We start from the raw sequence: 14192 nt of genomic DNA, 5'->3' as shown, positions 1-14192 counted from the left end.
TTATCCCTGCAAGGGTTTTTAGCGTATGGGACTATTGTGCGTGGCATATTTGACAAGTCAACTCGAGCCACGACTCGAAAATGAGAGTGACTCTCGAAATATTAAGCAGTTTGACGTTTAACTGTGTAGATTGCTAACCGCATCTTCTAATAACAGTAGCTGCTCTAAGCCCTGCTCAGTTGCTAATGGCTTAACGACATTAAGCATCTGCAACATCCCTTGCTTCACCATTTGCTCGGTAATGTTGGTTTTTGAAGCCATCGCGGATTGATATGCCAACCAACTACACGCAATCAAGTGCAATGTACATACCAATGACTTCAACTGTTGTTGATCGACATTCAACAGCTTCATCGTTACGAACTCTTGCATAATAGCAATGAGGTTCGCTTGCAGCTTCTCTTGCACATCGATGTACTGCTCGTGTAACTGTTCATCTCGTGACAAGATTTCTGGTAGGTTTGCGTAGAAAAAGCGGTATTTCCACATCAAGGTAAAAATAGAGTCTAGGTAGCTCTTCAGCATAGTCAGGCTCTCTTGCGAACCTTGAATAGGGGTAAATCTTTCTAAAAGTTCTGCTGAATAAAGCGCAAAGATCTCACGAACGATTTCTTGCTTATTGCGGAAGTGGTAATACAGATTACCAGGGCTAATTTCGATGTGATCGGCAATGTGATTGGTGGTGATGTTGCGCTCACCATGTTGGTTGAACAACTCCAGTGCCGCGTAGACGATTTTGTCGCGCGTTTTCATTGTTATCGTGTTCCCTCTTCATTAACGAATCGAGTATAGCGACTTCACCAACCTAGGTCGATAGAGGCTCCAAATACGGTAACATAACAGACCAGTTAAGATGCCAGTTGAGTTGGCGACAAGGTCTAACCAAGAAGTTTGTCGCCCTACATACCCTTGCAACCACTCAATAACGGCGCTGAATAGCAAAATACCAATCGCCACCGCCCAACGTTGACGCCAACGCCACACACAAAAACAACCTAAAAACGCAAAGCCGCTATACGCCATAGCGTGCTGCATTTTGTCGAGATACGCGATATTGCCCCAGTCTTGCAGTTCACCTGAACTCAGAGATAAAAAAGCGATCAATATGGCGTAGCTAAAGATGACGAAACGTGCAACCGTCAGGTTCATTGGACGTCCTTATGCAATTGGAAATGGAAAGGCCGTCACTTGATCAATGTGGTCACAGCCTAGCGCCAGCATGATCAAACGATCGATACCCAACGCGACCCCTGCACAATCTGGCAACCCTGCTTCCAGTGCAGAGATCAGATGATAATCGATCGGCTGTGGTTTTAAACCCATTTCGATACGCTTTGCGTTATCTTGTTCAAAGCGCGCTAATTGCTCTTTCGGGTTATCCAGTTCATGAAATCCGTTCGCCAGCTCTATCCCCTTAAAGTACACTTCAAAACGATCCGCGACGCGATGATCTTGAGGATTGATTTTCGCAAGCGCCGCCTGTGATGCAGGGAAGTCGTACACAAAAGCCGGCACGTCCTGGCCAATTTTGTTTTCTACTCCCACGCTAAATAGTAGTTGCAGCAGCGTATCGCGATCTTCCTCTGGCTCAGCAATGTCACTCAAACCCAGCTTGCTTGCCGCCGCTTTCAGCTCAGTCATCGAGCCTTCCAGTGGACACACACCCAACACATCAATGAAGGCTTGCTGATACGTCATGCGCTGCGCTGCGCCACACTTCAATACCAGCTGCAACAGGTCATCCATTTCATCCATCAATTTATGATGGTCAAAGCCAACGCGATACCACTCCAACATCGTAAACTCAGGATTGTGGTAGCGACCATTCTCTTCATTACGAAATGCTTTGTTGATTTGATAAATACAACCGCTACCCGCAGCCAAAAGGCGCTTCATATGGAATTCTGGGCTGGTCATAAAAAACAGCTTACTGCCATCGGCATAGCCTGGGCCAACAAACTCGGTTTGGAAAGTATGCAAATGAATGTCAGTCACGGTTGCGTGACTCATGGCTGGCGTATCGACTTCCATCACCTGTCGGTCAGCGAAGAATTGTCGAATCGACGCGATTAACGTCGCACGTTGACGAAGTTGGTCAATGGAAGCAGTAGGTTGCCAGTTGGTTTGCATAACAAGTCTCTCAAACTTTAATTCAGCGAGGAAAGTCTCATTCTACATGCTTTTTACTCTTCAAGAAGAGAGGAATATCCCTTCTTCTTTTTACTAATGTGCTCGCCAATTTGAGGCAAGCATTACTCGTGCCGCAGAACAAAAAACACTCAGTTAAAATCCTATTATCCATGCGGTTAATGTCACGCAACACGGGTTTAACATCCCTAATATTAATGCTTGAGGACCAAAACCTCGATGCCGTGATAGCAGTCACATAACCTATAAATTCTATGCCCTTAAGTGCATTACCGAAGCAAAAACCCAATTACATCAATTTTTCTGCCATGTGGCTCATCTACACTAACCCTACTACTTTTGGGGAGTTCTTTTTAAAGAGCGCCTCGTAATGACAATAACAAGCGGATTTCCGCAATCACACACTGGAGGATAACTGTGCAAATTATCACCACAGATATCGCAGTCATCGGCGCAGGCGGCGCTGGTCTTCGTACTGCTATTGCAGCGGCTGAAGCAAACCCAGACTTAGAAGTCGCTCTGATTTCTAAAGTTTATCCAATGCGCTCCCACACGGTCGCTGCAGAGGGTGGCTCAGCAGCAGTTATCAAGGATGAAGATAGCTTAGACAACCACTTCAACGACACTGTTGGCGGTGGTGACTGGCTATGTGAACAGGATGTTGTTGAATACTTTGTAGAGAACGCGACTCGCGAAATGATCCAAATGGAGCAATGGGGTTGCCCATGGAGTCGTAAAGAGAACGGTGAAGTCAACGTACGCCGCTTTGGTGGTATGAAGGTTGAACGTACTTGGTTCGCTGCAGACAAAACTGGCTTCCACATGCTTCATACGCTATTCCAGACATCAATGAAGTACAGCAACATCAAACGTTTTGATGAGTACTTTGTGGTGGATCTGCTTGTTGATGAAGGCGAAGTTCAAGGTCTGATTGCTATTCACATGTCTGAAGGCGAGCTTGTTACTATCAAAGCAAAATCGGTTGTTCTAGCAACAGGTGGAGCGGGCCGTGTTTACCACTGTAACACCAACGGCGGTATCGTAACGGGCGATGGTATGGCAATGGCTTACCGTCACGGCGTTCCTCTACGTGATATGGAATTCGTTCAATACCACCCAACCGGTCTTCCAGGCACAGGTATCCTGATGACGGAAGGTTGTCGTGGTGAAGGCGGTATCATCGTTAACAAGAACGGCTATCGTTACCTACAAGATTACGGCATGGGCCCTGAAACTCCAGTTGGCCAACCGAAGAACAAATACATGGAACTGGGTCCTCGTGACAAAGTTTCTCAAGCTTTCTGGCACGAACAACAGAAAGGCAACACCATCAAACACCCACTGGGTGACGTGGTGCACCTAGATCTTCGCCATCTTGGTGAAGAGTACCTACAAGAGCGTCTACCGTTCATCTGTGAGCTAGCAAAAGCTTACGTAAACGTGGACCCTGCAAAAGAGCCAATTCCAATTCGTCCAACCGTTCACTACACCATGGGTGGTATTGAAACGGACGGCGGTTGTGAAACTCGCATTAAAGGCCTATTCGCGGTGGGTGAATGTGCGTCTGTTGGTCTTCACGGTGCAAACCGTCTAGGTTCTAACTCACTGGCTGAGTTCGTGGTATTTGGCCGCGTAGCGGGTGAAAATGCAGTGAAACGCGCAGCAGAATTCAAAGGTTGGAACGACGCGGCAATTGACGCGCAAGTCAAAGCCGTTGAAGAGCGCATCGCGAAACTGATGAACCAAGAAGGCGACGAAAACTGGGCAGAAATCCGCACAGAAATGGGCCACACCATGGAAGCTGGCTGTGGTATCTACCGCCAAGAAGATTTGATGCAAGCGACTATCGACAAAATCACTGAGTTGAAAGAACGCTACAAACGCATCAGCATCAAAGACAAAGGTAAAGTGTTCAACACAGACCTTCTATACGCAATCGAAGTGGGTTACGGCCTAGAAGTCGCAGAAGCGATGGTTCACTCTGCGATTCTACGTAAAGAATCGCGCGGCGCGCACCAGCGTCTAGACGACGGTTGTACAGAACGTGATGACGTGAACTTCCTAAAACACTCACTTGCTTTCTACAAGCCAGAGTCAGCACCAAGTATCGATTACAGCAATGTGACCATCACTAAGTCACAACCAAAAGCTCGTCTATACGGTGAAGCAGCAGAAAAAGCAGCGGCTGAAGAGAAGAACGCAGAGGAGCAAGCATAATGTCAGCAAATCGCATTCAAAAAGTAGACATCCTGCGTTACGACCCAGAAAAAGATGCAGAACCATACAAGCAAACATTCGAAGTCCCATTCGATGAAACCATGTCTGTACTTGACGCACTTGGTTACATCAAAGACCACCTAGACAAAGATCTGTCTTACCGTTGGTCTTGCCGTATGGCGATCTGTGGTTCTTGCGGCATCATGGTGAACAACGTACCGAAACTTGCTTGTAAGAGCTTCCTACGTGACTACCCAGACGGTGTGACTATCGAACCTCTAGCGAACTTCCCAATCGAGAAAGACTTGATTGTTGATATGACGCCATTCATCGAGCGCCTAGAAGCAATCAAACCATACATCATTGGTAACGATCGTAAACCAGAAGACGGTACGAACTTGCAAACGCCAGAACAGATGGCGAAATACAAGCAGTTCGCTGGCTGTATCAACTGTGGTCTGTGCTATGCCGCATGTCCTCAGTTTGGTCTTAACCCAGAGTTCATCGGTCCTGCTGCACTAACGCTAGCCCACCGCTACAACCTAGACAGCCGTGACAACGGTAAAGATGAGCGCATGAAGCTTATCAACGGTGAAAACGGTGCTTGGGGTTGTACGTTTGTTGGTTACTGTTCTGAAGTTTGTCCGAAGAACGTTGACCCAGCAGCGGCAGTAAACCAAGGCAAAGTGGAGTCTTCTATGGACTTCGTGATTGCTATGTTGAAACCTGATGGTTCACCAAAGAAAGTGGAGGCATAAGGATGAGCAATCGTAAACCTTACGTTCGTGAAGTAAAACGCACTTGGTGGAAGAACCATCCTTTCTACCGCTTCTACATGCTACGTGAAGCGACGGTGCTTCCGTTAATCCTATTCACTCTGTTCCTAACTTTCGGTTTAGGTTGCTTGGTGAAAGGTCCTGAAGCATGGCAAGGTTGGTTAGCGTTCATGGCGAACCCAATCGTAGTCGCAATCAACATCGTTGCACTACTCGGTAGCCTATTCCACGCTCAAACTTTCTTCAGCATGATGCCACAAGTAATGCCAATTCGTTTGAAAGGCAAACCCGTGGACAAGAAGATCATCGTATTGACTCAGTGGGCCGCGGTTGCGTTCATCTCACTGATCGTTCTCATCGTGGTGTAAGGAGCTGAGCAATGAAACCGAATTATAGTGTAAACACATCACCAAAACGTTCTGATGAGCCAATCTGGTGGGGTCTGTTTGGCGCAGGTGGTACTTGGTTCGCGATGATCACGCCAATCACGGTATTGGTGCTGGGCATCTTGGTCCCACTAGGCGTGATTGATGCAGAAGCGATGAGCTACGAGCGTGTCTCTGCATTCGCAACCAGCATCATCGGTGCGCTATTCATCATTGGCACGCTAGCATTGCCAATGTGGCATGCAATGCACCGTGTACACCACGGCATGCACGACCTTAAATTCCACACTGGTGTGATTGGTAAAATTGCATGCTATGCATTTGCAGGCCTCATCACTGCACTAGCAGTTATCTTTATCTTCATGATTTAAGAGACTGACCAAAAAAAGAAAAAGCTGGCTAAATGCCAGCTTTTTTATTGCTTTGGGTTACCTATGATCTTTTTGCTTTTTAAGCTTTTGACCACCCATGATCTTATTGCTGTGCGACCTTCTTTGTCTGGTCCATAAGACCCAGAGCACCAAAGCCAGTAATCACATCTAGGTTTGTTTTCAAGCCCGTTTCGTCACTTCCACCAATGTAATTTTGTGGCATCTGAACTTGGAAGTTTTGCAAATTGTTGTACAGCGAGTTCGCTACGTCTCGATTCAATTCTGCCAAGTAAACTTCACGGTTTGCTCCTAACGCCGCATACTTACCTTTTAGGACTTCAGATTCTGCGCGACCTTTCGCTAATATCGCTTTCGCTTCAAACTCAGCAGAAAGTGCGTTCGCTTTTTGAATCGCTAAGTTAGCCTCTGCGATAGCTAGCTCTTTCTCCTTCTCGACTTCAGCAAGTCGTTTGGTTTTTTCCACTTCAACGATTTCACGCTCTGCAATCTGACGCGCCACTTCCACTTCTTTTTGTTGAGCAATAATTGCGAGTTCTTTACCACGCTGGGCGTCTTGCACCTCACGTGTTCGTTGAATCTCTTTGCGTAACTGCTCGGTCTCTGCCTGTGCTTTCGACGTTTCTTGTTCCTGAATCGCGCGAATACGATCCGCCACTAAACGCTTTTTATCTGCCAATAGCTGATCTAATTGCTTTTCTGGTTGCGGGTCACCAATGGTCACCTGCGTCACTTGAATACCGTATTGTTGTAACGGATTGTCTTGACGAATTGGTTGCCCGGTTTTGTCTACGACTGGCACAGTTTTCCATACCAGTTGATTGGTGCGCTGTAATTGGTTCGGATTAGTTTGATTCGCCCCAACAGGCGCAAGATCCAACTCTTCCACTTCAACCTGACGTCGCTCTGTTAGATAAATCCCCTCTCGTAACTGATCGCCAAGTTTCGATTTGAACTGGTTCAAACCACCTTGGAAAAACTCTTCACCCGTGTATTGGGTTGCGGTAATCACCGTTACGTTACGTGCGTTCTTTACAAGCAGCGCATCGATCAAGTTACTGTTGTTGCGGAACTCTTTATGCATCTTCTTCACCGCTTCAGGGTCATTACTGAGCTTAAAGCGGAATGTTACGGGGATCTGACCAATATAGGTGTCGGCAAATCGAACCTGAATCGCATCAAGACGTTGATAAAAATCTTCGCCCTTGCTGTTACCGAATGACACGGTGATGACTTGGTCATACTTGGTGATTTTGGACAGAAATGGCATACGAAAATGAATGCCAGGTTCAGTAAACACATCCAACTCACCAGTAATATTATTCTGATGCACGTAGCTGTAACCCGCATCGGTCATCAGCACCGAGCTATTAATCGTTAAGCCTATTGCCAACAGCGGTACGCCAAATACGGCTGCTTTTAATCCTTTATGTAGTAACTGACGTCTTTCTTCCACCTTTAAACCCCTTCCTAAACCTCTGCTTTCCATTTTGTTCTCCTTTTTGGATTGTTACTGAGTTAAATCGATAAAAATCAGATTGCTATGCAACTCAGCAACAAGTACTAATGTATCAAAATGTTACATTAAGGAATAATCGACAGATTCATGGAATAAATAAGATTTTTACGAATAATACAAAATCATCAAAAATTTGCGGAGGATATCGATGTTTTACGCAGAGGGATTAAAAGAGAAGAATCACAGGCAATAAAAAAGGCCGCCGAAGCGACCTTTCTAACAATCATATAAAGTGCTTACTTCACACGACCTACGTATTCAGCAGTACGAGTATCTACGCGAATCACTTCACCAATTGAGATGAACAGAGGAACACGAACAACAGCGCCAGTTGATAGCGTCGCTGGTTTACCGCCAGTACCTTGAGTATCACCTTTCAGGCCTGGGTCTGTGTCTACAACTTCTAGCTCAACGAAGTTTGGTGGAGTAACAGTAATTGGGTTACCGTTCCAAAGAGTGATCATACAAGTGTTGTTTTCTACCAACCACTTAGCGTTTTCACCTACCGCTTTTGCATCCGCTGCGATCTGTTCAAACGTTTCACTGTTCATAAAGTGGTAGAATTCGCCGTCTGAATATAGATAATCTAGGTCGATATCCATTACGTCTGCCACTTCACAAGTGTCACCAGACTTGAATGTTTTCTCTAGCACTTTACCAGAAAGAAGTTTACGAATTTTAACACGGTTGAACGCTTGGCCTTTACCTGGTTTAACGTATTCGTTTTCCAGAATTACACAAGGCTCGTTATCAAGCATTAACTTAAGACCGCCTTTAAATTCATTGGTGCTAACTGTAGCCATTTTTTCCTCTTACATTCTTAGAGCTAAATTCAATGCCGCACATAATAACCCGAAAAGTCGAATCTGTTGAGCAAAACTGGCTCAAACAGTTGGCGAATGGGATCTCTGATCCTGCAAAATTGCTCGAAATACTGGAAATTGATCCTTCACCGTGGCAAGACGGGTTTGCCGCGCGCAAGCTGTTTGCACAGCGTGTACCGCAAAGTTTTGTCGATAGGATGGAGAAAGGCAACCCTAAAGACCCTCTTCTACGTCAGGTTTTACCACTGAGCGACGAATTTGAGGTGCATCCGGGCTACTCCAATGATCCATTGGAAGAGCAGGACAATGAAGTCCCTGGCCTGCTACACAAGTATCGCAACCGCGCCCTGATGATTGTCAAAGGTGGCTGCGCGGTAAATTGCCGTTACTGTTTTCGTCGTCACTTCCCTTATCAAGAGAACAAAAGCGGGAAACAAGCCTGGACCAAGTGCTTAGAGTACATGGCACAACAACCAGAGTTGAACGAAGTCATCTTCTCAGGTGGTGATCCATTAATGGCAAAAGACGATGAGATTCATTGGCTTTTAGAGCACATTGCTCATATTCCTCACATCAAACGTCTGCGTATTCATAGCCGTTTACCTGTGGTGATTCCTGCTCGAGTCACTGATGAACTATGCCAACTTCTGCAAGCATCAAGGTTACAAATCATCCTCGTCACTCACATCAACCATGCCAACGAAATCAATGACGAATTTGCTGAACAGATGTTCAAGCTCAAAAGAGCGGGCGTTACGCTTCTAAACCAAGGCGTTCTGCTGAAAGGCGTGAATGATTCGGTAGAAGCTCAAGTGGCGTTAAGTGAGGCCTTATTTGACGCGGGTATCTTGCCTTATTACCTCCACGTTCTTGATAAGGTGCAAGGCGCAGCGCACTACTTTATTTCGGACGAAGAAGCGAAAGCTATTATGCGCGGACTCATCACGCGTGTATCGGGTTATCTGGTACCAAAACTCACACGAGAAATTGGTGGCAGGCCAAGTAAAACGCCGTTGGATTTGCATTTAGAATAAGCTCTGACGCTCAATTAAATTTGTCGTCTAGATTGATTATTTTTGTTCGCTTTGCACGGTAAGTCTATGCATACTCCGCACTTTTGGAGGTCAAGATGCATACAGCATTCGAACAAATTTTCGATCTTGGCCCATTCAGTTGGCCTGCCCTACTATGCTGCGCCATTAATGGGCTCATGATCGGTATAGAGCGCCAAACTCGTGGTAAACCGGTTGGCATTCGCACAGCAATATTAATTATTTCAGGCACCTACCTGTTGATGTCGATGGCAGTGTCGTTATCGCCAAATACACTTGATCAAGCACGAGTGCTTGGTCAAATCATTACTGGCGTCGGCTTCTTAGGCGCTGGCGTTATGATGACACTTGATGGAAAAATCCATGGCGTAACATCCGCGGCTGTAATATGGGTACTAGCAGGTTTAGGTTTGATGATAGGTTTAGGTTATTTAACGCAGTCGGTGGTTATTACTCTCCTGACATTAACCGTGTTGTTAGGTGTGGATAAAGCAGAAAACCACATCAAAGCATTACGCCGCGGTGTTCATCAAAGAATTCAACAACGCAAAACTTCATCACGATTAATTAAATAGTTAACGCTCCGAGAAACTCGCTTCATCCCATCTGTAATTAAAAGCCCTCGACGAACATCGAGGGCTTTCTGTATATAAAGATTCTGACTTTCTCAGGGATTACTTAGCAAAGTTGATGAGTGGGAAACACTTGAAGAAACCGTTATCCGCACAGTTCAAAAGACCAATTTGCACGCCATCGATTTGATCGGTCATGTTGAAGAAACCAAACTGGAAATTAGACTTCTTAGAGATACTCGCTAAGCCCACATCCGCCATGGTGTAGCCTTCAGAATAGTTCACCGCGCTCCAGTTCAAGCCTTTTACGTTGTTCGTAATGTTAACAGCACCCAAGTTAACACCCGTCGTCTGACCTTGGTTCCAGTTAACTAAGCCTAAAGACGCGCCTTTCATTTCTTGATTTACTTTTGCTGCGCCAAAAAACAGACCGAAGTTCACACCTGTCGTACGATCCGTTTCTGACATACCAAGCAGTGAAAAGTCGACACCTTTAACCTCATTTACCTGCCCATGCAGCACAGCTAAACGAACGCCACCAACTGAAGAATTAGAAGGTGCGTTTGTGTTATCGATAGTAGAGAACATCACAGGTGTACTGTCGGCAAAAGCAACAGGTGATGCGATAGCGGCTGCAACCGCCAATGACGTCATAAGCTTTTTCATTTTCATCTCCATGATGGGAAGCAACAATTTACAACATAGTGTAATGTTCAGATTTTGCTCTGTCCCCGTTCAAAAAGTGTTAGCAATAGGTCAGATTTAACCATCTGACTCAAAAGAAAAAATATTTCTCTTCGATTTTTTGCTTCTGAAATGGCGCTTTTTACGCTCAAAAATTTCATGATAAGCCACACCAGAACGTCATGTTTCTCAGGTGATACGCATAAAAAAGTCGAGGCATCTGCCTCGACTTTTAAAGGTTTGGTCGGTTATCTTTCCGCTATAAGGTTTCCCTAGAGCGATGAGATAAGCTGGCTTACATCATGCCGCCCATACCGCCCATGCCACCCATGCCGCCCATGTCAGGCATCGCTGGCGCGTCTTTTTGCGGTAGGTCAGTAACCATCGCTTCAGTTGTGATCATCAAACCTGCAACCGATGCTGCGAATTGTAGTGCAGAACGAGTAACTTTAGTTGGATCTAGGATACCCATTTCTAGCATGTCGCCGTATTCGCCTGTTGCCGCGTTGTAGCCGTAGCTACCTTCACCCGCTTTCACGTTGTTCGCAACCACTGAGTCTTCCTCACCTGCGTTCTTCGTGATTTGACGGATTGGCGCTTCCATTGCACGTAGTGCAACGCGGATACCAACGTTTTGTTCTTCGTTGTCACCCGTTAGGTGAGCAATCTTAGATGCCGCACGGATCAGTGCAACACCACCACCAGCAACAACACCTTCTTCAACCGCTGCACGAGTTGCGGCTAGCGCATCTTCTACACGGTCTTTCTTCTCTTTCATTTCAACTTCAGTCGCTGCACCGACTTTGATTACTGCAACACCGCCAGCCAGTTTAGCAACACGCTCTTGTAGTTTCTCTTTGTCGTAGTCTGAAGTTGCGTCTTCGATTTGTTGACGAATCTGAGCAACACGGCCAGAGATCATCTCTTCTTCACCGATACCATCGATGATAGTCGTGTTTTCTTTCGTGATAGAAACACGCTTCGCTTGACCTAGATCTTCTAGTGCAACTTTTTCTAGCTCTAGACCGATCTCTTCAGAAATCACAGTACCGCCAGTTAGGACAGCGATGTCTTGTAGCATTGCTTTACGACGGTCACCGAAGCCAGGTGCTTTCACAGCTGCAACTTTTACGATGCCACGCATGTTGTTCACAACCAATGTTGCTAGCGCTTCGCCTTCTACATCTTCTGCAATGATAAGCAGTGGACGAGATGCTTTCGCGACAGCTTCTAGCGTTGGAAGAAGCTCACGAATGTTTGAGATCTTCTTGTCTACTAGAAGGATGAATGGGTTTTCTAGATCAACACTGCCTGATTCTTGGTTGTTGATGAAGTAAGGAGACAGGTAACCGCGGTCGAACTGCATACCTTCTACTACGTCTAACTCGTCTTGTAGCGCCTGACCTTCTTCAACCGTGATAACGCCATCACGACCCACACGCTCCATTGCTTCTGCAATGATATTACCTACGCTTGCGTCTGAGTTTGCAGAGATAGTACCAACCTGCGCGATCGCTTTTGTGTCGTTACATTCAACAGAAAGCTCTTTTAGTTGCTCAACTGCCGCGGCAACAGCTTTGTCGATACCACGCTTAAGATCCATTGGGTTCATGCCCGCTGCGACTGCTTTTAGACCTTCGTTAACGATAGATTGTGCTAGTACCGTTGCTGTTGTTGTACCGTCACCCGCTGCGTCGTTTGCTTTAGACGCAACTTCTTTAACCATTTGTGCGCCCATGTTCTGGAATTTATCTTCCAGCTCGATTTCACGCGCTACTGATACACCATCTTTAGTGATAGTCGGTGCACCAAAAGATTTGTCTAGAACGACATTGCGTCCTTTAGGACCCAGTGTTACTTTTACTGCGTCAGCCAGAACGTTTACACCTTCCAGCATTTTAACTCGTGCGTCATTACCAAATTTAACGTCTTTAGCAGCCATCTTTGATTTCCTTTCTAAAATTCTTTGTGTGTAATTTCGTAATTGAATCTGAGCAAAAAATTACTCAATGATTGCTATTATTCAACGATCGCCATGATGTCGTTTTCAGACATGACAAGCACTTCTTTACCGTCGATTTTTTCAGTTTTTGTACCGTAACCTTCAGCGAAGATAACGGTATCACCGACTTTAACGTCTAGTGGCAGTACGGTGCCGTTTTCTAGGATGCGGCCTTTACCCACAGCTAGAACAACACCGCGAGTCGATTTTTCTGCAGCAGAACCAGTCAGAACGATGCCACCAGCAGACTTAGATTCAACTTCTTTACGTTCAACGATAACTCGGTCATGTAATGGACGAATGTTCATCGGTCGTCTCTCCTGAAAATTTCCATGTTTATTTGATAATTGTCCTTAGGGACTGTAGCCCCAGACACGTGATCCCTATATAAGGGGTCGAAGCAGCGATCCCAAGGGGGTGGCACAAAATTTTTGTGACTTAGTTAAAATAACGAACAACTAGGCAACGGTTTGCGTTAGAAATGCTCACTCGCTCGGCATCTCGCTTTCTTGTATCCTTGCATTTTGCTCACCAGATAGTTGTCACACATGCAGGAAAATAACAAGCTGGAACCCCAAGCGACCGATAAGCATGGTTTGTTGACCGCACCCATTCCTGAAACGCTGCGGAAAATGACCGTACCCATGACCATGGGCATGATCGCAATTTTGATGTTTAACTTGGTGGACACGTTTTTTATCTCGTTGCTTGGCACTCAAGCGCTAGCAGCTATCAGCTATACCTTCCCTGTCACCTTTGCGGTTAACTGCATTACGATGGGGATTGGGATGGGACTATCGACCAATATTGGTCGCTTGCTTGGGCAAGGTCATGCACCACAAGCTGCACGGTTCACCACCCACGGTTTGTTATTAGCCGTGTTACTTGTGGCTATCGCGTCTTCTATTGGCTTTACCACCATTGCGCCATTGTTTCGTTTTCTTGGTGCGTCTGATGATCTCATCCCTCTTATTGAGCAGTATATGCAGGTCTGGTATCTCACCATTCCTCTGCTAGTGATCCCAATGGCGGGCAACAGTGCTATCCGAGCTACTGGCGACACAAAGACACCAGCAAAAGTCATGATGTTGGCTGGTTTGATTAATGGCATGCTCGATCCATTGTTGATTTTCGGTTATGGCCCTTTTCCGGAACTTGGCATTCAAGGCGCAGCCATAGCAAGTGCCTTTAGCTGGTTAGGTGCTTTGTGTGGCTCATTCTATGTGCTAATTAAACGGGAAAAATTGCTTGCTCAACCCCAATGGGCTTTGCTGAAACAAGACTGGCAACAGACACTAAAAATTGGTACCCCTGCAGCGCTATCAAACGCGATGAATCCGTTGTCCGGTGCCATTCTGATGATGCTGTTATCCAACCACGGTACAGCGGCGGTTGCTGCTTACGGCGCAGCGCAGCGTATTGAGTCCATATTGATTTTAGTATTGATGTCGCTGACCTCTGCCCTCACACCGTTTATGGCACAAAATTTAGGAGCCAAACAACCGCAACGAGCCTTTTCCGGTTTATTTATTAGCATGCGTTTTGCAGTGGTATTCCAAGGGTTTATCTTCTTGATGATGGTACCGCTGAGCATTCCTCTGGCTGCGCTGTTTTCTCAGGAAG

15 protein-coding genes are annotated in these 14192 nt (G+C 46.0%); 7 read left to right on the top strand and 8 right to left on the bottom strand.

Annotated elements, in window-relative coordinates:
- Positions 1 to 117: 117 nt before the first annotated feature.
- From IQP38_RS11485 to epmA, 3 genes are read right to left on the bottom strand one after another with little or no spacing between them, the layout of a single operon-like run.
- The gene (locus IQP38_RS11485) at positions 118 to 753 is read right to left on the bottom strand and encodes a TetR/AcrR family transcriptional regulator (RefSeq protein ID WP_005381480.1); all 636 of its coding nucleotides are present in this window, start codon (positions 751 to 753) and stop codon (positions 118 to 120) included.
- 21 nt (positions 754 to 774) lie between these two features.
- On the bottom strand, positions 775 to 1149 hold the full coding sequence (locus IQP38_RS11480; protein ID WP_193837586.1) for a VanZ family protein: 375 nt from the start codon (positions 1147 to 1149) through the stop codon (positions 775 to 777).
- A 9-nt stretch (positions 1150 to 1158) separates the two neighbouring features.
- Positions 1159 to 2130, bottom strand: a complete 972-nt coding sequence (gene epmA / locus IQP38_RS11475; RefSeq protein ID WP_005381485.1) for an elongation factor P--(R)-beta-lysine ligase — start codon at positions 2128 to 2130, stop codon at positions 1159 to 1161.
- Positions 2131 to 2565: 435 nt separating this feature from the next.
- On the opposite strand from epmA, the gene frdA reads away from it, so the two are divergent.
- From frdA to frdD, 4 genes are read left to right on the top strand one after another with little or no spacing between them, the layout of a single operon-like run.
- Positions 2566 to 4365 carry a fumarate reductase (quinol) flavoprotein subunit gene (gene frdA / locus IQP38_RS11470; RefSeq protein ID WP_005381487.1) on the top strand — a complete coding sequence of 600 codons (1800 nt, stop codon included), beginning with the start codon at positions 2566 to 2568 and terminating at the stop codon, positions 4363 to 4365.
- The gene (locus IQP38_RS11465; RefSeq protein ID WP_005381489.1) at positions 4365 to 5123 is read left to right on the top strand and encodes a succinate dehydrogenase/fumarate reductase iron-sulfur subunit; all 759 of its coding nucleotides are present in this window, start codon (positions 4365 to 4367) and stop codon (positions 5121 to 5123) included. Before frdA ends, IQP38_RS11465 begins: the two co-directional genes overlap by 1 nt.
- A 2-nt stretch (positions 5124 to 5125) precedes the next feature.
- Positions 5126 to 5509 carry a fumarate reductase subunit FrdC gene (gene frdC / locus IQP38_RS11460; protein WP_005381491.1) on the top strand — a complete coding sequence of 128 codons (384 nt, stop codon included), beginning with the start codon at positions 5126 to 5128 and terminating at the stop codon, positions 5507 to 5509.
- Positions 5510 to 5520: 11 nt separating this feature from the next.
- Positions 5521 to 5898, top strand: coding sequence for a fumarate reductase subunit FrdD (gene frdD / locus IQP38_RS11455; protein WP_005381493.1), 378 nt, complete (start codon positions 5521 to 5523; stop codon positions 5896 to 5898).
- A gap of 103 nt (positions 5899 to 6001) precedes the next feature.
- Here the strand turns inward: frdD and IQP38_RS11450 are convergent, their stop codons facing one another.
- Entirely contained in the window at positions 6002 to 7405 is a 1404-nt protein-coding gene (locus IQP38_RS11450; protein WP_172563462.1) for an SPFH domain-containing protein, read from the bottom strand.
- A gap of 266 nt (positions 7406 to 7671) precedes the next feature.
- Entirely contained in the window at positions 7672 to 8238 is a 567-nt protein-coding gene (gene efp / locus IQP38_RS11445) for an elongation factor P (protein ID WP_005381500.1), read from the bottom strand.
- Positions 8239 to 8270: 32 nt separating this feature from the next.
- Between efp and epmB the strand changes: the two genes are divergently transcribed.
- A complete protein-coding gene (gene epmB / locus IQP38_RS11440; RefSeq protein WP_005381502.1) occupies positions 8271 to 9293 on the top strand; it encodes an EF-P beta-lysylation protein EpmB in 1023 nt (340 codons plus the stop codon).
- A 95-nt stretch (positions 9294 to 9388) separates the two neighbouring features.
- Positions 9389 to 9886, top strand: coding sequence for an MgtC/SapB family protein (locus IQP38_RS11435; protein ID WP_193837585.1), 498 nt, complete (start codon positions 9389 to 9391; stop codon positions 9884 to 9886).
- Positions 9887 to 9985: 99 nt separating this feature from the next.
- On the opposite strand, the gene IQP38_RS11430 is transcribed toward IQP38_RS11435, so the two are convergent.
- From IQP38_RS11430 to IQP38_RS11420, 3 genes are all read right to left on the bottom strand, one after another.
- Positions 9986 to 10549: a VC2662 family protein gene (locus IQP38_RS11430; protein ID WP_005381507.1), complete on the bottom strand. Its 564-nt coding sequence runs from the start codon at positions 10547 to 10549 to the stop codon at positions 9986 to 9988.
- A gap of 313 nt (positions 10550 to 10862) precedes the next feature.
- Complete coding sequence (gene groL / locus IQP38_RS11425) at positions 10863 to 12509, bottom strand: chaperonin GroEL (protein WP_193837584.1); 1647 nt, start codon at positions 12507 to 12509, stop codon at positions 10863 to 10865.
- Between the two features lie 77 nt (positions 12510 to 12586).
- Entirely contained in the window at positions 12587 to 12877 is a 291-nt protein-coding gene (locus tag IQP38_RS11420; RefSeq protein WP_005381516.1) for a co-chaperone GroES, read from the bottom strand.
- Positions 12878 to 13117: 240 nt separating this feature from the next.
- Between IQP38_RS11420 and IQP38_RS11415 the strand changes: the two genes are divergently transcribed.
- On the top strand, positions 13118 to 14192 hold a 1075-nt coding region (locus tag IQP38_RS11415; protein ID WP_228010049.1), incomplete at its 3' end, for an MATE family efflux transporter.

Origin of the sequence: Vibrio sp. OPT41 (assembly GCF_015163595.1) — a bacterium.
Lineage (GTDB): Bacteria > Pseudomonadota > Gammaproteobacteria > Enterobacterales > Vibrionaceae > Vibrio > Vibrio alginolyticus.
This window is presented reverse-complemented; position numbering and strand designations above follow the sequence as displayed.